The organism is Micromonospora terminaliae (assembly GCF_009671205.1).
Taxonomy (GTDB): domain Bacteria; phylum Actinomycetota; class Actinomycetes; order Mycobacteriales; family Micromonosporaceae; genus Micromonospora; species Micromonospora terminaliae.
Genome location: NZ_CP045309.1, coordinates 3150121 through 3171704, shown reverse-complemented (window position 1 = coordinate 3171704; position 21584 = coordinate 3150121). Strand labels below are relative to the sequence as shown.

Sequence of the window (21584 nt, the reverse complement as noted above, 5' to 3'; positions counted from 1 at the left end):
AACTATGGGCTCAGGCGTGGGGGATCAGCACGCTCAGGCAGGTGACGCAGCCTTCGAGCTTCTCGTACTCGTCGATGTCGACGACGACGGGCGTGAAGCCGAGGCCCGACACGAGCGCCGCGGTGCGCGGCGCCGACGCGGCCATCAGCACGAGGTCGTCCCCGAGTGGCACGACATGGCAGCCGGCCTCCTCGTCGACCGCGCGCAGCGGCTGCCGCAGCACGGTCGTGTCGAGCAGGTCGGGCAGCGCGAGCAGGGTGCCGTCGGGCAGCGCCGTCACGGCCGACTTCAGGTGCAGCACGTCGCGCAGCGGGACGGGGACCACCGTGCGCCCGCGGGTCGCCAGGTGGGCGGCCAGCTGGGCGATGCCCGCGTCGTTGGTGCGGCCCCCGCGGCCCACGTGGACCGTGGTGCCGATCTGCAGCACGTCGCCGCCGTCCAGCGTGCCGGGCGCCTCGATCCGTACGACCTCGAGGCCGGCCTCCCGGACCGCCTTCTCGGTGCCGGGGACCTCCGGGCGGCGCTCCGGTGCGCCGGGGCGGGTCAGCACCGCCAGGTCGTCGCAGACCACCACGGTGTCCTCGACGAACACGGCGTCCGGGCACTGGTCGGCCGGGTCGACCTCGCGCACCCGCCAGCCGGCGCCGGCGAGCGCGGCCCGGTACGCCTCGTGCTGCCGCCGGGCCCGCGCGACGTCCACGTCGGTGCGCTCGATGTGGGTCACCAGGCCTTCGGCCAGCCGGTCGCCGGGTCGCCGGACCAGGGCGGTGCCTCGTGTCATGCCAGCAGTCTGCCGCTCCGGCCGACCCGCGTCCACGGTCGACGGCGTCGCACGTGGTCCGTTTGAATGGGGCCATGCGGGTCCTGATCGTCGCCGCGCCGCTGCAGGGGCACCTGTTGCCGCTCGTCCCACTCGCCCTCGCCTGGCGGGACGCCGGCCACGACGTGCTGGTCGCCAGTGGCGGCGACGCGCTCACCGTCGACCTCGGCGGCCTGGCGGCGCACGACGTCGCGCCGGGGTTCGCGTTCGGTCGCATCGCGGGCCGGGTGCTGCTGCGGCATCCGTTGCTGGCCCGCCGGGAACTGGCCGGGCGTGCGGGCACCGCCGTCGTCGGTGAGCTGTTCGGCGCCGCCAACGCCGCGTTCGTGGACGCCGTGGTGGCGCTGGCCCGGCGGGAGCGCCCCGACCTGGTCGTCCACGAGCCGCTCGGCGTGGCCGGGGCGGTCGCCGCGGCACGGGTCGGTGTTCCCGCCGTCCTTCAGGAGAACAACCTGTTCCCGGCCGCCGACCTCGTGGCGGCCGTGACGGCGAGCAGGCCGATGCGGCGGCACCGGATCGGCGCTCCGGCCGCCATGATCACGGTGTCACCGCCGAGCCTCACCGGTCCGCGACCGGGGCTGCCCATGCGGGCGGCGCCGTACTCGGGCGGGGGAGAGGTGCCGGACTGGCTCCTGCACGCCGGGGAGCGACCGCGGATCGTCGTGAGCCGCAGCACCGTCGCCGGTCCTGGTGGCGGCGACCCGACGGCCGCGATCATCGCGGCCGCGCCGGCCGTGGACGCCGACATCGTGCTGGTCCGGCCGCCCGGCCGGCTGCCGCGGCTGCCGGCGAACGTCCGGGCGGTCGGCCGCGTGCCGCTGGACCGGGTGCTCCCGCACGCGACGGCGTCCGTGCACCACGGCGGTGCGGGCAGCGTGCTCGGTGCGCTGGCGGCCGGTGTCCCGCAGCTCGTCGTACCCGGCCCGGGGGACCGGCGGCACAACGCCGACCTGGTCGCGCGGCGCGGCGCGGGCCTCGGGGTGGCCGCCCGGGCCATCACCCCGGACGTGCTGACCCGGCTCGTCACCGACGCGGCGCTGGCGAGGGCGGCCGTCGAGGTCCGCGACGAGATGGCCGCCATGCCGCCGCCCGCCGCCGTGGTGTCCGAGCTGACCGCGCTCCTCGCCTGACGGTCAGCCGGAGACGGAGCCGAGCGCCTGCATGATGACGTCGGTGACCGCCTGCGGCTGGGTCACCATGACGACGTGGGAGGCCTCGATCCGGGTGATCGTGGCGCCGGCGCGCTCGGCCATGCGCAGCACCGCGTCGCTGCCGGCGGCCTTGTCGCCGGTGGCCACGGCGGCCCAGGAGGGCAGCTTCTTCCAGGCGGGGTCGGTCGTGGGCGTGGAGAAGGCCAGCGCGGAGACGGGACGCTGGGTGACCGCCATGACGGCGGCGTCCTTCTCGGGCACGTCGGCGGCGAACGCGTCGTGGAACTTCGCCGGGTCGATCTGGAACTCCGCCTCGGCGCCCGACGCGGTCGGGTACTGCGCCGGCTGGATCGCCGAGTTCAGGACGCTGTCCTTGGACGCTCCCTCGATGTCCATGATGGTCTCGCCGTCGTCGGGCGCGAAGGCCGCGACGTAGACCAGGCCGACGACGTTGTCGACCCGCGAGGCGGCGTTGGTGATGACGGCCCCGCCGTAGGAGTGGCCGACCGCGAGCACGGGCCCCGGCGTCTGCTGCAGAGCGCTCGCCACGTACGCGGCGTCCTCGGCGATGCCGCGCAGCGGGTTCGGCACCGCCTTCACGGCGACGCCCGCGGCGATCAGCCGCTCCACCACCCCGTTCCAGCTGGAACTGTCGGCGAAGGCGCCGTGCACCAGGACGACCGTGGGCTTGCCGGGACGTGCGGAGGTGCTGGTCATGGGTCGGTCCTTTCGGTCGACGGTCCGTCAGTCGCAGGGCGTCACCAACGGCTGCGTCTCGTCGACGAAGTAGGTCGACAGCATCATGGTGGTGACGTCGGCCGTGATGTTCCGGGCGTTGTGGACGACTCCGGGCGGGATCAGGAACGGCTCCCCGGCGTGAATGGTCAGGGTGGGCCGGTCGTCGAACTCCATGGCGACCACGCCGTGGATGAGGAAGCCCACCTCCTCACCGGGATGCCGGTGCCGGCCCGACGCGAGTCCCACCGGGATCTCGAACAACGTCTGGACGATCAGCCGGCCGGGCACGGAGGCCGGGTGCCGCTGAAGTTCGGTGCGCCGGACGGCGGGCCGCTCCGCGACGCCTGGTTCGTGCGACATGCGCGTCTCCTGTCCGGTCGGTCCCACGGCCCGGCCGACGAGGCGGCCGGGCCGTGGCGATACCCGCCACCGGTCGAGACATGCCCGGTGGGGCAGGTCAGCTGCCCGGGGTGAACAGGGCGGCGTAGCGGCTCAGGTAGAGCGGCCAGCCCTCGTCGTGGCCGACGCCGTCGCGGACGGACTGCCAGCCCGGGCCGTGCCGGTCGAGGTGCCGGTGCTCCAGCTCCACCCGGGTGCGCTGCGGTGACTCGGCGACGAAACGGACCTCGACCTCGCTGGTGTTGTCCGGATCGGTCTCGACCTGCCACTGCGGGCTGATGTCCCAGCTGAACACCACCCGGTCCGGCGGTTCGTAGGCGAGCACGCGCGCCCAGCGGCACTCGCTGCCGTCGACGGCCCGGTCGTAGATGTGGCCGCCGACCCTGGGTTCGAACACGGTTTCCGCGATCGGCGCGCGGAGCAGGTTGTGCTCCGGCGGCTTGAAGTCACCGAACCGCTCGGTGAACACGGTGAACGCCCTTTCCAGCGGCGCCTCGACGACGATCTGCCGGCGGACGACGACGGATGTTGCCTCGGTCATGGGGTCTCCTCGGTGGGTTGTTCGACGACGTCCCGGTAGCCGGCCAGCGCGCGGTTCCAGAAGGTGTCCAGCTGGTCGCGCAGCGCGGCCACGCCGGCCGGATTGAGCCGGTAGACCCGGCGGGTGCCGGCCGCCTGGTCGGTGACCAGACCGGCCTCCTTGAGGACCTTGAGGTGCTGGGACACCGCGGGCCGGCTGATGGGGAGTTCGTCGGCGAGTTCGCCGACGGCGCGGGGCCGCTCGGCCAGGCTCGCGACGATCGCCCGCCGGGTGGGATCACCCAGGGCGTCCCAACCGTCGTCCGTTCGGTAAGTAGCCACGAACGGTAAGCTACGGCTTACGAAGCCGTGCGTCAAGGCCCGCCGGAACTAGCCCGCGGTGGCGTCCCCGGCCGGCCCGCCCACGCACTACCGGGACTGGCTGAAGTCCGCCCGCTGACCCGGGCGGCCGTCAGTCGACGGCACCCTGGTCCGGCGGCTCGCCGAGGCGCTCGACCAGCTCACTCACCGCCGCGGTGAACGGCTGGTCGGATTCGGCGGGCCGGTGCCCCTGGATCGGCGGCGGAACGCTGTCGCCGGGTGGCGCCACCACGGCGACCGGGTCCCGCAGCCGGCGGTCCACCGTCGCTGCCGGGCCCCCGGTCGCGTCCCCCGCCGCAGGCGGGTGGCCGGCGAAGATCCAGCCGCCGACGGGATCGGTGTCGCGCCACAGGTTGAGCCACCGCCAGCCGACCCGGGCGCCGATCTCGTGCAGCGCCTCGTCGTCGACGTAGGCGGGGAAGAGCCGGGCGTAGAGGCGGCGCAGCGGCGACCCGTAGGTGAGCAGCGCGACCCGGCTGCTGACCTCGGGCGGCAACTGGAGCACCGTCGCGGCGGCCAGGACCGAGCCGTGGCTGTGCCCGGTGAGCAGGACCGCGTCGCCGCGCCCGACCAGGTAGGTGATCCGCCGGGCCAGCTCCGGCACCGCGCGCTCGGAGTAGCAGGGCGGCGCGAACGGATGGGCGGCCCGGGGCCAGAACGTGCCGAGGTCCCAAAGGATGCCGACGTGGCGCCGGAACCCGACGGTCCGGTAGGCGAAGACCGCGGCGAGCACCAGGCCGGCGATGATCGCCGCGATCACCCAGCTGCCGAACGAGATGACGAAGGTGACCAGGTCGGCCGGCACCCCCGCGAACCGCTCGAAGACGTCACCCGGCCACAGCTCCAGCAGGCCGACGGTGGTGGTGGCCGTGCCGGTCCCGGCGAGGCCGGCGTAGACGACGGCCAGCGGTATCAGGTGCTCGGTGAACCGGGCCCGGGCTATCGCCTTCTGCACCTGCCGTAGCCGGGGCCCGGCTCCCGGCGGCGGATCCGGGTGGTCGCGTGCCACGACCGCCGCGGCGGCGGCCAACCGGCGTGGCCGGGAGATCAGGATCGCCAGGCCCGCGAGGACCAGGGTGATCAGCGCCGCGCGGAGGAAGCCGAAGATCGCCCAGGTGTACGCCCGCGGCGGCCAGTCGGCCACGCCCACCGCGGTCGGCGCGTCGCGGTCCAGGAAGTCCGCGACCCGGTAGACCAGCTCGGCGGAGTAGGCCACCGCCAGGCTGATGGCGGCGGCCGCGATCGCCAGCGCTCCCAGCCCGAGCAGGGGCGCGGCACCCGTCCGCCGGTTCCGGCGCGGGAACAGCAGCACGGCCCCCAGGGTGGCCAGCAGGGTCGTCTGGATGACGAACAGCCCGGTGAGGATCGCGTCGTAGCCGGGCAGGCCGCCGCCCTCGCGCCACGACAGCGGGGCGGTCAGGACGTGGGCCGTGACGACGACGGTGAGGACCACGGCGGTCGTCCGCAGGGTGCCGGTGACCCGGTCGAGCCGCCGGTCCGCGGCGGACCGGTCGATGAGCGGGGGAGTGCAGAGCAGGACCGCGCAGGCGACCAGGACCGCCCCGGTGACGACCGCCAGCGCGACCGTGCCGGGCGAGGCGCCGGGTGCGGCCCGGGCGGCGAGCAGCGTGACGTCCAGCGTCGCGAACGCCGCCGCGACGTGGATCGAGCGCAACCGGCCCACCAGCGGTTCCGCGTCCCACCGGCCGACGGCGCCCAGCGGGCACCCGGGGGCTGTCGGCTCGGGGGCGCGGAACGCCTCGAACACCCGTCCCGGGCGCGTGCTGGCCCGCCAGAGCAGGCTGACGGCGGCGGCCGGCACCAGCGCCAGCACCGCGAGCCGCAGCCCGACCGGCCGCCCACCCAGCCAGGACAACCACCCGCGCCCGGCCAGGCAGTGCGGCGAGGTCAGGCACTTCCACGCGATCAGGTCCAGTGCGACGCCGGCGGCGGCGAGCACGTACAGCGCGGTGAGCGTGAGCGCCAGCAGGCGGCACAGGGACCGGACGGCCGCCTCGGAGCCCCGGTTCGCCGGGCGCATCCAGATCGCCACGTTGACCAGCATGAACGGCAGCAGGAACACCAGCGCCACGGTCCGGGCCATGGTCCCGGCGGGCAGGTCGGCCCAGCGGTACGCCTCCAGCGTCACCTGCCCGGTGCGGCCGGTGCGCGAGGCCGGGCGGCGGACCCGGTAGAAGCCGCCGCTGCGGTCGCCCGCCACCTGCTCGGTCCGGGAGAGGTCCAGGACCTCGCCGGCGCTCGCCCGGGAGGCCCCGTGCACCCGCAGTTCCACCACGTCGCCGGACGGCCGCGGCCCGTCCCGCGCTGCTGCCTCCGACATGGGCCCCCCGAGTCGTCTTCTGGGGGCCGGACCGGGGTGTGCCCGGCCGAGGAGGGCCCCGCCGCTCGGGCGGACTACCCGGCCCGGCCGGGTCCAACCTCGGACACCGGGACCGGTCGGCCGCCGCCCGCCGGGACGGGTCCGGCGGTCCGCCCGCCGATCGACACGAGCAGCCCGGCAACGGCCAGGGCGGCTCCGGCCCCGGCGGCGTACACCGGGAGGCTGGTGGGAATGCCCAGGTAGACCGTGATGCCGAGGATGCGGGACAGCCCCCAGGGCAGCAGCGCCAGCTGGTCGTTCCACACCGTCAGCGCGCGCTCCAGGCCGAGCACCGCGACCAGGCCGGCCAGCACGCCGAGTGGGACGCCCGCGGCGGTCAGGGTCCGCCCCACGGCGCGGCGCCGGCGCATGCCGTAGCGGTCGCGGAGGACGACGGCGGTGGCCACGAACAGCCAGCCGAACGCGGCGAAGGCCACCGTGAGGTAGGCCGCGCGCAGGGTCGGTGCGGTCCAGAACGCGAACCAGTAGCGCCCGGGACCGCGCCCGGCGAGCGCCGCCAGGAGCAGCACGCTGCGCAGCAGTGCGACACCGCCGACCACGGCCCACAGGTGGAACGGATCCCGCCGGCCGACGGCGAGGCGGACGACGAGCGCGAACAGTGCCCACCCACCGAGGGTGACCAGCAGGTGGGCGGGAGCGGCGAACCAGGTGAACACGAGCCGGCTCGCCACCAGGACCACGGCCGGCACCAGCCACACGAGGAGCCGGTCCACCGGGGACGCGGGCGCCGGCAGCGCGGCCACCCGCCACGGCCGGACCGCGCCCAGCAGCAGCCCGCGCGCGGCGGCGCCACCGAACCCCCGCCCGCGCAGGCCGAGCAGCACCACCACCAGGATGAGCGCGAGCAGCGCCCGGGCCGCCCACGCCATGGCGGGGTCCCGGTCCGCGCGCTCCGCGCCGAGGTCGGCCGCCGTGAAGCGGTACGCGGGCAGGTCGAGGTCGCCGCCGTAGCGCTGCCGGTGGACCTCCCGCGCGTCCCGGTACGCCGTCGTCGCCGCCCGCCAGCCGGTGTAGGCGGCCGGGGAGCCGGTGTCCAGCCACTGCGCGTGCCGCAGCACCATGGTCCGGTAGGCGGCCAGCGTCTCGAACAGGTTCACCTGGTAGTCGAGCGTGCCGTTGAACCGCTCGCGCAGCGCGGCGTCCCGCCACGTCGCCGGGCCGGTGGCGGCCAGCAGGTCACGCATGCGCCGGGCCAGCGCGACCGCCTCCTCGCCCTCCGCGATCGCCGCGTCAACCCGGCCGCCGGTCACGGCGTAGATGCTGTCCAGTGCGGCCGAGTCACCGGTCGGGATGTCCCACTCGAAGATCCACATCATGGGCGGCGGTTCCAGCCCCAGCGCCCGCACCGACCGGTCGGCGTACGGACCGATGTAGAGGCCCCGGGTGACCGCCGCCCGGGACAGCGCCATGGCCTGCCCGATCGCGGCGACCGTGTCCGGGTCGGCGGAGAACGTTCGGTACGCCCAGTCCGCCGTGACCCGCGCCGGATCGGTGTCCGGGTCCCAGGCGAGCCGCGCGACGGCGTAGGTGTTGAGGTCGTACAGCTGCCAGAACCCGGTGCGCAGGTAGAGCGACATCGGCCCGGCGCGCAGCGGCCCGCCGTCCTGGGTCCAGTTCCAGACGCCCTCGACCCTCGGGTTGGCGGCGAGGAACGCACGCAGCGCCTGGCGGTGCAGCGGCCCGAGGTCGTTGGGCAGCGAGCCGAACCCCTCGAACTCGCGCCGGGCCTGGAACTCCACGATCCGGCGGTGCGCACCGGCGAGCAGGGTGGTGTTCAGCGGCAGGTGGCTGTAGAAGTCGCCGAGGGTGTATTTCGTGGACACGACGAGGTGCGGGTCATCGAACTCGCCGAGCACCCGCGCGTAGGACTCCGGGTTGGTGTGCAGGTCGCCGACGGCGCCCACGCCGACCGTCCAGGTCCGGAAGATGACCTCCCGGCCGGCCCGCCCCGCGGTGTCCAGCAGCGCCCGCAGCATCGCCCGCACGGACGCCGCGGTGGTGACCGCGAGCTTCGACGAGTAGTCCCAGCCGTCGGCGGCGTACACCGCGCCGCCCTCGCCGACGCGGACCATGAGCCCGTCGACGAAGGGCATGCTCTCGAACAGCTCGGCCAGCCCGGCCTGGTAGACGGCCCAGAGCCGGGGATCGGCCACATTGAGCCCGCCGACGGTCCGCGTGAGGTACGCCTCCAGCGGCGGCGACACCGCGAGCATGTCGGTGAGCAGGAAGACCTTCACGCCCATCTCCTCGGCGTACCCGAAGACCGGGCCGAACGCCGCGACCATGGCCCGCGCCCGGTCGACGTGCGTGTCCCCGGGCGGGTAGACGGCGTGCCCGTCGCCCACCTTCGCGAAGGTGACGTACTCCAGGAAGCCGGGCACGACGACGGCGTTGTAGCCCTGGGCCACCGAGTGGTCGACGAACTGCCGGAACTGCGCGCCGATGCGCGCCACGGCGCCGGCGTCGACCCACGGCGCCCGGGGCAGCAGGGCCGGCCCGACCACGTCGGTGTTCAGACTGTAGTCGTCGCCCGCGGCGAAGCCGGCCGGGTCCGGCTCGCGGCCCACCGAGCCCGCGTCGGTGAGCCGCAGGCCGAGCCGGGGCGTGACCAGCCGTCCCGCCTCGGCGGCGGGCAGCGCCTCGGCGCCGGAGCGGATCCGGTCGGCGAGCCGGTACAGACCGGCGGCGACGCCCGCGACGTCGGTCCCGTCGACGGCCAGTTCGGTCCCGCGGACGCCGAGCCGGTAGGACTCCGGCGCGGCGCCCGGCGTGGCGAGCACGGCCGCCCGCAGGCTGGTCACCGCGGCGGGGCCCGGTGCGGCCGGGCCCGCCGGGGTCGTCACCGCGGCCGGCCCGGCCGCGGTGACGGCCGGGCGGCGCAGGCCGCGCGCGGCGAGCGCGTCGGCGACCGCCGCTGCGGCCTTGCGGGTGCGCGGGTCGTCGGGCACCACCACGGACGCCAGCGGCGGCGCCGGTGCGGCGGCCCGCCGCGGCGCGGCGGCGGAGTCCTCGTGCGGCACGGCCGCGGGAGCGTGGCTCAACCCGAGCGCGCCGTCCACGCCCCACGCCACGCCCGCGCCGAGCAGGAGCAGGACGATCGCGGCGGCGAGCAGCGGCAACGGCTTCCGGCCCGGAGTGACGTGAATCACGCTCGCATCCTAGGGGCGTACCCGGCGCGGCGACAGAGCCTTAGTGCAACCAATGGTTGCGCGGCGACGGTCCCCGGAGTAGCGTGACGTGCAACCAAACGTTGCAGGAGGATTGTCATGGAGTTCGGGACCATCGAGCGCGAGATCTACGTCGAGGCGTCGCCCGAGATCGTCTTCGACGTGGTGAGCAGCCCCGACCACCTCAGGAAGTGGTGGCCGGACGACGCCCGGTACGACCTGGCGCCCGGGTCGGTCGGCGAGATCGTCTTCGGCGACCGGGACGCCGGCGGGACGGTCGTGCCGTTCACCGTCGTCGACGCGCGGCCGCCGCGGACGTTCTCGTTCCGGTGGACGCAGCCGGCCGGCGAGCCGGCGGCGGAGGGCAACTCGCTGCTGGTCACCTTCGACCTGACCCCGTCGGGCAGCGGCACCCTGCTGCGGATGACCGAGACCGGCTTCCGGGAGATGGGCTGGGAGCTGGCCGTCCTGGAGCAGCAGTACCGGGAGCACGTCAGTGGCTGGGACTTCTTCCTGCCGCGGCTGGTGGCGTACGCCCCGACGCTGCGGGTGCGGGCGTGAGCACCGCGCTGGTGGAGCAGGTCGACGACGACCTCTGGTCCGCGATCGGGGACCCGACCCGGCGCCGGATGCTCGACCTCCTGCTCGTCGAGGGTGACGGCACCGCGACCACGCTGAGCCAGCGGATGCCGGTCACCCGCCAGGCCGTGGCCAAGCACCTCGGCGTGCTCGACCGGGTCGGCCTGGTGCGGGCGACGCCGGCCGGCCGCGAGAAGCGGTACCGGGTGGACGACGCCCAGCTCGCTCGGGCGGTGGCCCAGCTGTCGTCGGTCGGGTCGGCGTGGGACGCCCGGCTGCGTCGGATCAAGCGGATCGCCGAGTCGATCCAGAGCGCCAGGACGGACTGACCGGAGGACGAGGGGATCGAGATGGTGGACATTCTGCACCGGGTCGGGGTCGTGACCCCGACGCCGGACCAGGTGTACGACGCGCTGACGACCGTCGAGGGGCTCGCCGGCTGGTGGACCGACGACACGAAGGGGAGCGGGGAGGTCGGCGGCGTCCTCGAGTTCCGGTTCCCGCCCGGCGGCTTCGACATGGAGGTCGTCGAGCTGCGGCCCGCCGAGCGCGTGGCCTGGCGGGTCGTCGGCGGCCCCGAGGAGTGGATCGGGACCACGGTCGAGTGGGACCTCCGCCAGGACGGCGACTACACCATCGTGCTGTTCGCGCACCGGGGCTGGCGGGAGCCGGTGGAGTTCATGCACCACTGCAGCACCAAGTGGGGCTCCTACCTCATGAGCCTGAAGTCGCTGGTGGAGACCGGCGAGGGGGCGCCGTCGCCGAGGGACGTGCAGATCAGCGACTGGCACTGACGCGGATCACGGCCTCCCCGTGACCGCCCAGGGGTGACCGCTGTCGGTGCCGCCGTTCGAAACCAGGCCAACCGGGTACCCGCCGGCGGCGCCCGCTGTCACCGGGCGGACGGACGGAAGGAACGGGGCATGACCAGGATCGGCATCATCATCGGCAGCACACGTCCCGGGCGTAACGGGGAGACCGTGGCCCGCTGGGTCCACGAGATCGCCTCGCAGCGCGACGACGCCCACTACGAACTCGTCGACATCAAGGACTTCAATCTCCCGCACCTCGACGAGATGGCACCGCCGTCGCTCGGCCAGTACACCCAGCCCCACACCCTCCGGTGGGCCGAGAAGATCGCCTCGTTCGACGGCTACGTCTTCGTCACGCCGGAGTACAACCACTCCACCTCCGGTGCGCTGAAGAACGCGATCGACTTCCTCTACGCCGAGTGGAACAACAAGGCGGCCGGGTTCGTCAGCTACGGCAGCGTCGGCGGCACCCGGGCCGTGGAGCACCTGCGCCTGGTGGTCGCCGAGCTGCAGATGGCGGACGTACGCGCCCAGGTGGCGCTCTCCCTCTTCACCGACTTCGAGAACTTCAGCGTCTTCAAGCCGGGCGATCACCAGGTGGGCGCCGTGAACACCATGCTCGACCAGCTGGCCGCCTGGAGCGGCGCCCTGGCGACCCTGCGGTCGGGCACGACGATGGCCACCCCGCAGTCCGGCGCGTAGCGGCGTCCCATGGGCAAGCTGGTCGTGACGGAGTTCGTGACGCTGGACGGCGTGGCACAGGCGCCCGGGGAGCCCGACGAGGACCGGGCCGGCGGCTTCGCCCACGGCGGGTGGCAGGCGCCGTTGGTGGACCAGGAGACCGGCGCGGCCATGTTCGCGCAGGCCAGGAGCATGGACGCGCTCCTGCTGGGCCGCCGGACCTACGAGATCTTCGCGCGTTACTGGCCCACGGCGCCCGCGGAGATCCCTTTCACCGGCCTGCTCAACGCGGTGCCCAAGTACGTCGCGAGCCGCACCCTGAACGAGCCGCTCGGCTGGGCGAACTCGATGCTGCTCGGCGACGACCTCGCCGAGGAGGTCGCCGAGCTGACGGACCGCCACGACGCGCTCCACGTGATCGGGAGCCTGGACCTGGTGCAGTCGTTGCTGCGCCTGCGCGTCGTGGACCGGCTGCACCTGTGGCTCCACCCGCTGACGCTGGGCAGCGGCAAGCGCCTGTTCGCGGACGGCACCATGCCGGCCGCGTTCCGGCTCACCGAGTCGGTGAGCCATCGCAACGGCATCCTGCAACTCACGTACGAGGCGGCGGGACGGCCCACCTACGGCAACCTCGCCACCTAGGCCTCGCAGCGGTCAGTCCAGGCAGAACTCGTTGCCCTCGGGGTCGGTCAGCGTGATCCAGCCGGCGCTCAGCGGAGGTTCCGGCTCGTACCGCTGCACCCGCTTCGCGCCGAGCGCGACGAGCCGGTCGCACTCGGCCTCCAGCGCCGCCATCCGCTCCTCGCCCTGGAGCCCGGGCGCCACCCGGACGTCGAGGTGCACGCGGTTCTTGGCGACCTTGTCCTCCGGCACCTGCTGGAAGAACACCCGCGGGCCGTGCCCGTCCGGGTCCTCGATGGCCGACCGCGTGTTGCGCTGCTCCTCCGGTACGCCGATCCGGGCCAGGAAGTCGTCCCACGCGGCCAGGGGGTCGGCGCCCTCGGGCAGGTCGACTCCGGGCGGGCCGGGGTGGACGTAGCCGAGCACGTCGCGCCAGAAGGACGACAGCGCCCGCGGGTCGTGGGCGTCGAAGGTGACCTGGAAGTGGCGGCTCATGGGGTTGCTCCGTTCGGTCGTCGTGTCTCTCGCCTACTCTGACACCCCTGGCGGACAGGATCGGTCCGCTATCGCGGGAAGGATGGGCACGTGGGCAGGGCGACCGGCGACGAGCGGGGCACGACCGAGCGGGTGCTCACCCTGCTCGGGCTGCTCCAGCAGCGTCAGGTCTGGACCGGCCCCGAGCTGGCCGACCGGCTCGGCGTCACGCCGCGCACCATCCGGCGTGACGTCGAACGGCTGCGCACCCTCGGCTACCCGGTCCACGCCGGCCAGGGTGTCGGCGGCGGCTACCGGCTCGGCCCGGGGCGGGCCCTGCCGCCGCTGCTGCTCGACGACGAGGAGGCGATCGCCACCGCGGTCTCGCTGCTCGCCGGCGCCGGCGGCGCGGTCGCCGGGGCGGCCGACGCCGCGCTCCGGGCACTGGCCAAGCTCGACCGGGTGCTGCCCACGCGCCTGCGGCACGACGTGCGCGCGCTCGCCGGCTCGGTGGAGTCCTTCGGCGGCGGCCGCCCGCCGGTCGACCCCGAGGCGCTCATGACCCTGGCCCGAGCGTGCCGGGACGAGGTCGAGGCCGGCTTCGACTACCCGTCGGGGAGCGGGGTGCGACGGCGGCGGGTCGAGCCCTACCGCCTGGTCGCCTCCGACCGCCGCTGGTACCTCCTCGCCTACGACCTCGACCGGGCCGACTGGCGCAGCTTCCGCGTCGACCGGATGACCGGCGTGTCCGCCCGGACCTGGCGCTTCCGCCCGCGCCCGGCACCGGACGCGGCGACCCACGTGCAGGAGGGCGTGGCGAGCCGGGTCTACCCGCACCGGGCACGCTTCCTCGTGCACGCGCCGGCCGACACCGTACGCGCGCAGATCCCGGCGTCGGCGGCCGTGGTCCGGCCGCGCGACGGCGAGCGCTGCGAGGTCGTGAGCGGCGCCGGCAGCCTCGACTTCGTGCTCATGCACGTGCTGCTGCTGGGCCACGACTTCGAGGTGCTCGACCCGCCGGAGCTGCGGGGGCGCTGCCGCGCGCTGGCGGAGCGGCTGCGGGCGGCCGGTTCGGTGACCGCGCCCGGCCCGGCGCAGCCCTGAGCGGAAGGCCGGTCCGGTCGTGGTCAGCTGGCCGGCGGCCCGGTGGCGGTGTCCCGCAACCGGTCGGCCAGTTCGCGGACGGCCTCGTTGTGCCGCGGATCCGTGGCGCCCGGCAGGTGCCCGACGATCGCCGGCGGGACGGTGTCACTGGGCGGCGCGACCAGGCCCCGGGGATCCCGCAGCCGCCGGTCCACGGATCCTTCCGGCCCACCGGCCGGAGGTGGCCCGCCCGGCCGTTCCGGCGCGAAGATCCAGCCCCCGATCGCGTCGGTGTCGCGCCACAGGTTGATCCACCGCCAGCCGACCCGCTCCCCGATCTCGTGCAGCACGTCCGCGTGGACGTAGGCGGGGAACCAGCGGGCGTACAGCCGGGTCAGCGGCGACCCGGACGTCAGCAGCGCCACCCGCGCGCAGACCTCCGGCGGCAGTTGCAGCACCGTCGCGGCGAGCAGGATCGAGCCGTGGCTGTGCCCGGCGAGCAGCACCGTCCGCCCCGGCCCGGTGAGGTAGCTGATCCGGCGGCTGAGCTCGGGCACCGCCCGCTCGGCGTAGCAGGGGGGTGCGAACGGGTGCGCCGCGCGAGGCCAGAAGGTGCCCAGGTCCCACAGCACCCCGACGTAGCGGCGGAACTCGGGGGTGCGGTAGGCGAACAGGCCGCCCAGGACCAGGCCCACGATCGCCGCGGCGATCACGTAGCTGCCCAGGCCGATCCCGAAGTTCACCAGCTCGGCCGGGATCGGCGTCCAGCGGTCGATCACGTCCCCGGGATACCACCGCTGCAGCCCCAGGGTGCTGGTGGCCAGCCCGAGCCCGGCGAGAGCGGCGTAGGTGAGGACCAGCGGGGTCAGCCGCTCGGTGAAGCGGGCCCGCGCGACGACCTTCTCGACCTCACGCCGCCGCTCGTCGGCCTCGGCCGGCGCGTCGGGGTGGTCGCGGGCCACGATGTCCGCGGCGGCGCGCCGGCGGGCGGGCCGGGACGCCAGCGCCATGCCGATGCCGGCCACCGCGGCGACCGTCACCGCCAGGAAGAAGCCGAAGATCGCCCACTTGTACGCGAGCGGCGGGCTGGTGGCCAGCCGTTCGGCGGTGGGTGCGCTGCGGTCCAGCAGGTCCGCCACCCGGTAGACCAGCTCGGCGGAGTACGCCACCCCCACCCCGGCGGCGACCGCGTCGATGACCGGGGCGCCGAGCGCCCGCAGGCGCGGCCCGCCCGGCACCCGGGGGCGCGCCCGCAGCACGGCCGCCCCGAGGACGACTAGGAGGACGGTCTGCGTGGCGAAGAGGAGGCTGACGATCTCCCCGTACCCGGGCAGTCCCGTCCGGGCGGCCCACGGGCCCGGCTCGGCCACCACGACGACCACGACGGCGAGGGTGAGCAGGCACGCCGTGGTGCGCAGGCGGCGCAGGTTCCGTTCGACGCGGGGGGCCGGCGTGGCGCGGTCCAGCAGCGGATGGACGCAGACCAGCACCACGCACGCCGCAAGCACCGCCGCGGTCAGCACCAGCAGCGCGGTGGTCGCGACCGAGGCCCGCCCTCCGGCGGAGCGCGCGGCGAGCAGGACGGCGTCCAGCGTGGCGAAGGCCGCGGCGACGTGGATCGCCCGCAGCCGGGAGACCAGCGGCGCGGTGTCCCACTGGCTGACGGCCGTGAGCTGGTGCTCGCCGGACACCGTGTCCGGACTGCGGAACGTCGCGTACGTCCAGCCCGGCCGGCTGCTCAGCCGCCAGACCAGCGCCACCGCCGCGACCGGGACCAGGGCGAGCACCGCCAGCCGCAGCCCCGGCGGCCGCTCGCCGAGCCAGGACAGCCAGTTCCGGCCGGTCAGGCACCGTGGCGAGCCCATGCACTTCCAGGCGATCAGGTCCAGCGTCACCCCGGCCACCGCGACCACGTACACCGCGGTGAGCGTCAGTGCGAGCAGCCGGCAGAGCGCCTTCACGGTCGCGGCGGACAGGCCGGCGCCGGGCGGGTGCATCCAGATCGCCATGTTGCCGAGCATGAACGGCAGCAGGAACACCAGGGACAGCGTGCGGACCGCCCGGCCCGAGGGGAGGTCGCGCCACCGGTACGCCTCCAGCAGCACCCCGCCCGCCCCGGTCGTGTCCGGGTAGCCGGCCCGCGGCCGGTAGAAGCCGCCGCTGCGGTCACCGGCCACCTGGTGCACGTTCGGCCGGTCCAGCACCTGCTCGGGGCCGGCGCCCGAGACGCCGTGCACCCGCACCTCCACGACCTCGACCGGCCGTTCGTCCGCGCTCCTCGGCGTGTCCGACATCGATCTCCCGTGGCAGTCACCGGTCCCGGGCGCCGACGCGGCCGTGCCCGGGGGCTGACGTCTACCCGTTCCGCGCCGGATCAAGGCCGGCGGCCCGTAACGTGGCGGGGGAGAGCCCCGGTTGGCGCAGGGAGGCCGCGATGAGCGCGACGGACGCCGCGAGCAGAGACATGGACCAGAAGCTCGAGGTGATCGTCCTCCCGGTGGCGGACGTCGACCGCGCCAAGGAGTTCTACGGGCGGCTCGGGTGGCGGCTCGACCAGACACCGCCCGGCATCGTCCAGTTCACCCCGCCGGGCTCCGGGTGCTCGATCCAGTTCGGTCCCACCCTGACCGTCGCCAGTCCCGGCTCGGCCAAGGCGTACCTGATCGTCGCGGACGTCGAGGCGGCCCGGCGCGCGGTGACCGCCGCCGGTGTGCGGGTGAGCGAGATCTTCCATCCCGGGCCGGCCGGGATGGTCAACGGTCCGGATCCGGAACGCCGCAGCTACCTCTCGCGCGCCACGTTCACCGATCCCGACGGCAACGAGTGGCTGCTCCAGGAGATCACCACCCGGCTGCCCGGGCGGATCACGGGCGGCACCACCTCGTACGCCTCCACCCCCGACCTGGCCGGCGCGCTGCGCCGGGCCGCGGAGGCCCACGGCGAGCACGAGAAGCGCACCGGCGCGACGGACCCGAACTGGCCCGACTGGTACGCGACGTTCATGGTGCGCGAGCAGACCGGCGAGGAACCGCCCACCTGACCGTTCCTGATCACCCCACGGCGGTCGGGGAGGGCGGCGCGCTGCCGCCCTGCGGCGCCTCGGCCGTCATCAGCCGGATGATCTCGGCCCGGTCGGCGGCGCACGGCAGCCCCCAGCCGGGGCGGTACCCGTACACCTGGTCCAGCGGGGTGGAGGCGGTACGGCCGTCGAGGACCTCGACCGCGCCGGTGTCGATGAGCCCGGGATGCTCGACGCCGCACGCCTCGGCGACCTTCACCAGGTCGCGCCGCAGCGTGCGGATGTAGTTGGCGGCCCGCACCGACTTGCGGGCCGGGTCGAGGCCCCGGGCCAGCCACGGGTTCTGGGTCGCCACCCCGGTGGGGCAGGTGTCGGTGTGGCACTTCTGCGCCTGGACGCAGCCGATCGCCAGCATGGCCTCCCGGCCCACGTTGACCAGGTCGACGCCGAGCGCGAAGGCGACCACGGCGTTGTCCGGCAACCCGAGCTTGCCGCCGCCGATGAAGACCACCTGCTCGTGCAGGTCCCGTTCGGCGAAGATCCGGTAGACCCGCGAGAAGCCCTGCTGGAACGGCAGCGACACCGAGTCGGTGAAGATCAGCGGCGCGGCGCCCGTGCCGCCTTCGCCGCCGTCGACGGTCACGAAGTCCACGCCGCGGCCGGTGTCGCGCATGAGCGTGGTCAGTTCCTCCCAGAAGCCCAGGTCGCCGACGGCGGACTTGATGCCGACCGGCAGGCCGGTCTCGGCGGCCAGCAGTTCCACCCAGTCCAGCAGGCTGTCGCAGTCGGAGAACTCGGCGTGCCGCGACGGGCTGACGCAGTCCTGTCCCGGTGTGACGCCGCGGGTGGCGGCGATCTCGGCGGAGACCTTCGGGGCCGGCAGCAGACCGCCGAGGCTCGGCTTCGCGCCCTGGCTGAGCTTGATCTCCAGCGCGCGGACCGGTGCGCCCGCCACCAGGTCCTTGAGCCGGGCGAGGTCGAACCGGCCGCGCTCGTCCCGGCAGCCGAAGTACGCGGTGCCGATCTGGAAGACCAGGTCACCACCATTGCGGTGGTACGGCGACAGCCCGCCCTCGCCGGTGTTCTGGAGGCAGCCGGCCAGGGCGGCGCCCCGGTTGAGCGCCTCGACCGCCTTGCCGGACAGCGAGCCGAAGCTCATGCCGGAGATGTTGACCACCGACTCGGGGCGGAAGGCGCGAGCCCGGCCCCGGGCGCCGCCGAGGACCTTCGCGCAGGGGAGGGTCACGTCGTGCGCGGCGCCCGGGGAGGACGGCGGCACCGCCCGGCCGAACGTGCGGTGCTTGATGATCGGGTAGCCGGGGGTGTACTCGATGTCGTTGTCCGTGCCGAACCCGAAGTAGTTGTTCTCCTGCTTGGCCGACGCGTACACCCAGCGCCGCTGGTCGCGGGTGAACGGCCGCTCCTCGTTGTTGCCGGCCACGATGTACTGGCGCAGCTCGGGCCCGATCGACTCCAGCAGGTAGCGGGCGCGGCCGAGGACGGGGAAGTTGCGCAGCAGCGCGTGGTCGCGTTGCAGCAGGTCGCGCGCGGCGAGGGCCGCGACGGCGGCGACGGCGGCGGGTACGGCTCTACGGGCCCAGCTCATGCCGCCCACTCTTTCCGGGATGGCCGCCGGCCAAACGGCCCGGCGGGGAGCGCCGGCCGGAGTGGCAATTTTTTCAGCGCAGCGACAGGCAGTGAAGGGTATCGACATGGACGCTCGTGACGGACGCCGTGCGGCTCACCGCGGCACGCCCCGGCCCATCTCGGCCAGGATCCCGGTGCCCTGGCCCAGCTCGATCAGGTACCCGTCGGGGTCGCGCAGGTAGCACCGGATCTCCACGCCATGGTCCTTCGGCTCGGTCAGGAACTCACCGCCCCGGGAACGCCACAGCTCGTAGACGGCCCGTACGTCGGTGACGCGGATGTTGAGCGCGCCGCTCAGCGTGTCCGGGTCGGCCGGCGCCCGCGCCGTCACGGTCGGCTTGTCGTCGGTCGGGCCGCCCTCGTCGTTGAGCACGAGGTAGCTGTTGTGCAGGCGGAGCACGGCGGGCCGCCGGTCCCGCACCACCGTGGCGCCCAGGACGTCGCGGTAGAACTCCCGCGAGCGGTCCACGTCCCGCACGATCAGCAGGTGCGTGACGACCAGGCCGTGCTCGGGCTGGAAGTAGTCCGGTGCCTCATCCGTCACGACATCCCCTCCCTCGGCACGCCGGTTACCCGAGGGCCCGCGGACCACACCCGGCCGGCTCCGGGGTTCGCCGCCGTTCGCGGGCCGATGGTATGAATGCAGCGTGGCGTCGTCGCAGAACGTAGACCTGATGGGCAACGTCCGCGCTCTGGTCGAGGACGCGCTGCCGGGCCGCCTGCCGGGAGCCCGCGTCGCGCCGGACCGCGACGAGATCGTCGTCGCCGTTCCCGGCGGCCGGGCCCGGGTGTCCCTGACACCGCTCCTGCGCGCCTGCCGGGACCAGCCGCGGCAGGCGTGGCCCGAGCTGGTGGCCGACTGGGTCGCGGCGATCCGCCGGGAGCTGCCGGACAGCGTCTCCGCCGACCTCGGGCCGGTCGACATCGCACAGCTCCGGCTCCGCCTCACCCCGGCCGCCGCGACCGCCGAGGCCGACGACTACCTGGCCGTGCCGTACGCCGGGCACTTCACGGCGACCGTGGTGGTGAACCGTCCCGAGCGGCTGGACCTGCTGACCCTCGCCCAGGCCGCCCGGCTCGGCCGCGAGCCCGCGGAGCTGGTGCGCACCGCCGTGCGGCAGACCGTGGCACATGAACTGACCACTCTCGACGTGCGCGACCACGAGCTTCCCGGCGGCGGGTCGGTGCGCCTGCTGGCCGCCGACGGCAACCCGTTCGTGACGACCGCCCTCATGTCCGTCCAGCGGTTCCTGCCCGAGGCCGCCGAGCACGGCGCGCTGGTGGCGGCGCCGCAGTACAGCGCGGTGCTGCTGCACCGGGTGGACCACCGGGTGCAGGACGCCGCGGTGGCCCTGCACCGGCTGGTCGCCTCGATGGTCGAGGCCGCCACCGACCCCTGTTCCGAGCAGGTCTTCTGGTGGCACGGGGGCGAGTTCCACCCGGTCCGCGTCGTGCCGGGGGAGGCCGGCGGGGCCGTGCAGGTGCGGCTGCCCGAGGCGCTGGCTCCGGTCGTGGCGCGGCTGGATCGCCCTACGGGGTGACCGTCCGGTCGAGCTTCCGGGCCGCCAGCGCCCGGTCCCGCTGCTCGGTCAGGAACCGCAGCGCGGTGTCGCGCTCCCCGTCGTGCCAGGCGCGCACCAGCCCCTCGTAGAACGCGGCCTGCTCGCCCAGTTGCCGGGCGCCCGTGCCGGAGGCCTCGGCGGCCCGGTCGCGGCTCAGCTCGGCGAGCGCGGTCGCCGGCTCGACGGGGGACGCCGTGCCGTTGACCACCCGCCAGCCGGGCAACTGGTGCCAGTGGGTGCGGCGCCGGCGCGGGTCCTGGGCGTAGTCCCGCTCGGCCACGTCCGCGAGCCGCTCGGCCGGCCAGCTGTCGATCTTCTCCAGACCGGCGTCCAGCACGAACCGCCGCGCCTGGTCCAGCGCGTCGCCGGCGGACAGGTCGACCGTCGGCGGCCCGGACCGGACCTCGTCCATCCGGAGGCCGTACGTCATGACCCAGCCGGTGAAGGGCGCCACGAGCGGCTGCACCCCGGCGGCCACCCAGCCCACCGGCCGGGTGGGCGACCCCGACCACCCGATCCACGCCAGCGCCCAGCCCAGTGGCTCGCGCGCCAGCACCGTGTCGAGGCCGGCGCCCCGCAGCGTCCACTCGCCCCGCAGGTCGGGGCGCAGGTCGGTGAGGATCTGCCGCCACCGCCGCGCCTTGTCAGCAGAGGACATACGCACCTTTCACGGGTCGGTGGGGCCGGCTCAGTCTACGCTCAGCGGGCGCTGCGTCGGCCGTAGCTCCTCCGGCGGCTCGGGCAGGCCCAGGACCCGCTGCACCTTGTTGGCCCAGCTCGGCTCGATGCCGGTCTTCAGGCCGGTCTTGAGGTCGTAGGCGTGCGCGACCTCCCAGTCCAGCTCGTCGGTCGCCGCGTCCTTGTACTGCCGCTCCAGGATGACGTCCGGCCGGAAGTCCTGGTCCTTCACCCTCGGCGTCTCCACGCCCTGGGCGTCGTAGCCGACCTCGGTACGCAGCCGGAAGCCCGTCTCCGGGTCCAGCATGGAGGTCGCCTCGCTGTCGATCGCGTTGGCCAGCTCACGGTGGGCCTCGGTGCCCATGGCCGTCCGCTCCACGACGAGGTCCGCCACGTCCTCCGGGTAGCCCTTCTCGATGAGCTTCTCCCGCTGCCGCTGGTAGCCCTCCTGCTGGAGGATCGAGTCCCGGTTCTGGTCGACGTGGTCCCACGCGTCGTCGACCATCTCCTGGAGCTGATCGGCGACCTGCTTCCGCGCCTTGGCGATCTCCTCCAGGCTCTGCGGGTCGTGCTTGTCCAGCTCCGGGTCGTTCTGGGGCCGCTGCGCGTCGGCGTCGCCCTCGGTGGGCTTGCCGTCGGTGGACCTCGGCCCGCCGGGCCGGCCGCTCTCCGCCGCCTCGGTGACGGCCCGGTGGGTCTCGGCCACCGTGGTCGGCCGGCCGTGCTGCCCGCCGCCGCGCTGCCGGGGCACACCGCCGTCGCCGGCCTCCCCGCCGTCGCCGGCATGCCCGCCGTCGCCGGCATGCCCGCCGTCGCCGGTGTTGCCGTGCGGTCCCCTGGGCTTCGCCACGA

At 74.6% G+C, this 21584-nt stretch carries 22 protein-coding genes; 9 read left to right on the top strand and 13 right to left on the bottom strand.

Annotated features, from left to right (window positions below; all coding sequences use genetic code 11):
* Positions 1-10: 10 nt before the first annotated feature.
* Positions 11-781, bottom strand: a complete 771-nt coding sequence (gene ddaH, locus GCE86_RS14310) for a dimethylargininase (RefSeq protein ID WP_154227425.1) — start codon at positions 779-781, stop codon at positions 11-13.
* Between the two features lie 74 nt (positions 782-855).
* Here ddaH and GCE86_RS14305 point away from each other — a divergent pair, with 74 nt between their 5' ends.
* Positions 856-1950: a nucleotide disphospho-sugar-binding domain-containing protein gene (locus GCE86_RS14305; protein ID WP_154227424.1), complete on the top strand. Its 1095-nt coding sequence runs from the start codon at positions 856-858 to the stop codon at positions 1948-1950.
* Between the two features lie 3 nt (positions 1951-1953).
* On the opposite strand, the gene GCE86_RS14300 is transcribed toward GCE86_RS14305, so the two are convergent.
* From GCE86_RS14300 to GCE86_RS14275, 6 genes are all read right to left on the bottom strand, one after another.
* On the bottom strand, positions 1954-2688 hold the full coding sequence (locus GCE86_RS14300; RefSeq protein WP_154227423.1) for an alpha/beta fold hydrolase: 735 nt from the start codon (positions 2686-2688) through the stop codon (positions 1954-1956).
* A gap of 27 nt (positions 2689-2715) precedes the next feature.
* Positions 2716-3069, bottom strand: coding sequence for a cupin domain-containing protein (locus GCE86_RS14295; RefSeq protein WP_154227422.1), 354 nt, complete (start codon positions 3067-3069; stop codon positions 2716-2718).
* A 97-nt stretch (positions 3070-3166) separates the two neighbouring features.
* Positions 3167-3649 (bottom strand): SRPBCC family protein, encoded by a 483-nt coding sequence (locus tag GCE86_RS14290; protein WP_154227421.1) that lies wholly within the window; start codon positions 3647-3649, stop codon positions 3167-3169.
* A complete protein-coding gene (locus GCE86_RS14285; RefSeq protein WP_208818096.1) occupies positions 3646-3969 on the bottom strand; it encodes an ArsR/SmtB family transcription factor in 324 nt (107 codons plus the stop codon). Before GCE86_RS14285 ends, GCE86_RS14290 begins: the two co-directional genes overlap by 4 nt.
* Positions 3970-4099: 130 nt before the next feature.
* A complete protein-coding gene (locus GCE86_RS14280) occupies positions 4100-6349 on the bottom strand; it encodes a hypothetical protein (protein WP_154227420.1) in 2250 nt (749 codons plus the stop codon).
* 74 nt (positions 6350-6423) lie between these two features.
* Entirely contained in the window at positions 6424-9558 is a 3135-nt protein-coding gene (locus GCE86_RS14275) for a hypothetical protein (RefSeq protein ID WP_154227419.1), read from the bottom strand.
* 117 nt (positions 9559-9675) lie between these two features.
* Here GCE86_RS14275 and GCE86_RS14270 point away from each other — a divergent pair, with 117 nt between their 5' ends.
* The 5 genes from GCE86_RS14270 (at position 9676) to GCE86_RS14250 (ending at position 12290) form a co-directional block, all read left to right on the top strand.
* Entirely contained in the window at positions 9676-10137 is a 462-nt protein-coding gene (locus tag GCE86_RS14270) for an SRPBCC family protein (protein ID WP_154227418.1), read from the top strand.
* Positions 10138-10205: 68 nt separating this feature from the next.
* Positions 10206-10484 carry an ArsR/SmtB family transcription factor gene (locus GCE86_RS14265; protein ID WP_239542510.1) on the top strand — a complete coding sequence of 93 codons (279 nt, stop codon included), beginning with the start codon at positions 10206-10208 and terminating at the stop codon, positions 10482-10484.
* A gap of 21 nt (positions 10485-10505) precedes the next feature.
* Positions 10506-10949 (top strand): SRPBCC family protein, encoded by a 444-nt coding sequence (locus GCE86_RS14260; protein ID WP_154227416.1) that lies wholly within the window; start codon positions 10506-10508, stop codon positions 10947-10949.
* Positions 10950-11078: 129 nt separating this feature from the next.
* Positions 11079-11669, top strand: coding sequence for an NADPH-dependent FMN reductase (locus tag GCE86_RS14255; protein WP_154227415.1), 591 nt, complete (start codon positions 11079-11081; stop codon positions 11667-11669).
* Between the two features lie 9 nt (positions 11670-11678).
* Positions 11679-12290, top strand: coding sequence for a dihydrofolate reductase family protein (locus tag GCE86_RS14250; RefSeq protein WP_154227414.1), 612 nt, complete (start codon positions 11679-11681; stop codon positions 12288-12290).
* A 12-nt stretch (positions 12291-12302) separates the two neighbouring features.
* On the opposite strand, the gene GCE86_RS14245 is transcribed toward GCE86_RS14250, so the two are convergent.
* Positions 12303-12764 (bottom strand): VOC family protein, encoded by a 462-nt coding sequence (locus GCE86_RS14245; RefSeq protein ID WP_154227413.1) that lies wholly within the window; start codon positions 12762-12764, stop codon positions 12303-12305.
* A gap of 90 nt (positions 12765-12854) precedes the next feature.
* On the opposite strand from GCE86_RS14245, the gene GCE86_RS14240 reads away from it, so the two are divergent.
* On the top strand, positions 12855-13847 hold the full coding sequence (locus GCE86_RS14240; protein ID WP_154227412.1) for a helix-turn-helix transcriptional regulator: 993 nt from the start codon (positions 12855-12857) through the stop codon (positions 13845-13847).
* A gap of 23 nt (positions 13848-13870) precedes the next feature.
* Here the strand turns inward: GCE86_RS14240 and GCE86_RS14235 are convergent, their stop codons facing one another.
* Complete coding sequence (locus GCE86_RS14235) at positions 13871-16120, bottom strand: hypothetical protein (RefSeq protein WP_154227411.1); 2250 nt, start codon at positions 16118-16120, stop codon at positions 13871-13873.
* A 140-nt stretch (positions 16121-16260) separates the two neighbouring features.
* Between GCE86_RS14235 and GCE86_RS14230 the strand changes: the two genes are divergently transcribed.
* Positions 16261-16866 (top strand): VOC family protein, encoded by a 606-nt coding sequence (locus GCE86_RS14230; protein WP_239542424.1) that lies wholly within the window; start codon positions 16261-16263, stop codon positions 16864-16866.
* Positions 16867-16876: 10 nt separating this feature from the next.
* Here the strand turns inward: GCE86_RS14230 and GCE86_RS14225 are convergent, their stop codons facing one another.
* Both GCE86_RS14225 and GCE86_RS14220 read right to left on the bottom strand, forming a co-directional pair.
* The gene (locus GCE86_RS14225; protein WP_154227410.1) at positions 16877-18451 is read right to left on the bottom strand and encodes an FMN-binding glutamate synthase family protein; all 1575 of its coding nucleotides are present in this window, start codon (positions 18449-18451) and stop codon (positions 16877-16879) included.
* A gap of 135 nt (positions 18452-18586) precedes the next feature.
* Positions 18587-19036, bottom strand: a complete 450-nt coding sequence (locus GCE86_RS14220) for a VOC family protein (protein WP_154227409.1) — start codon at positions 19034-19036, stop codon at positions 18587-18589.
* Positions 19037-19139: 103 nt separating this feature from the next.
* Here GCE86_RS14220 and GCE86_RS14215 point away from each other — a divergent pair, with 103 nt between their 5' ends.
* The gene (locus tag GCE86_RS14215; RefSeq protein WP_154227408.1) at positions 19140-20033 is read left to right on the top strand and encodes a hypothetical protein; all 894 of its coding nucleotides are present in this window, start codon (positions 19140-19142) and stop codon (positions 20031-20033) included.
* On the opposite strand, the gene GCE86_RS14210 is transcribed toward GCE86_RS14215, so the two are convergent.
* Together GCE86_RS14210 and GCE86_RS14205 are read right to left on the bottom strand one after the other, a co-directional pair.
* Positions 20023-20712 (bottom strand): hypothetical protein, encoded by a 690-nt coding sequence (locus tag GCE86_RS14210; RefSeq protein ID WP_154227407.1) that lies wholly within the window; start codon positions 20710-20712, stop codon positions 20023-20025. The two genes, GCE86_RS14215 and GCE86_RS14210, sit on opposite strands and share 11 nt — an antisense overlap.
* 30 nt (positions 20713-20742) lie before the next feature.
* Positions 20743-21582, bottom strand: a complete 840-nt coding sequence (locus GCE86_RS14205) for a hypothetical protein (protein WP_154227406.1) — start codon at positions 21580-21582, stop codon at positions 20743-20745.
* Between the last annotated feature and the right edge of the window lie 2 nt (positions 21583-21584).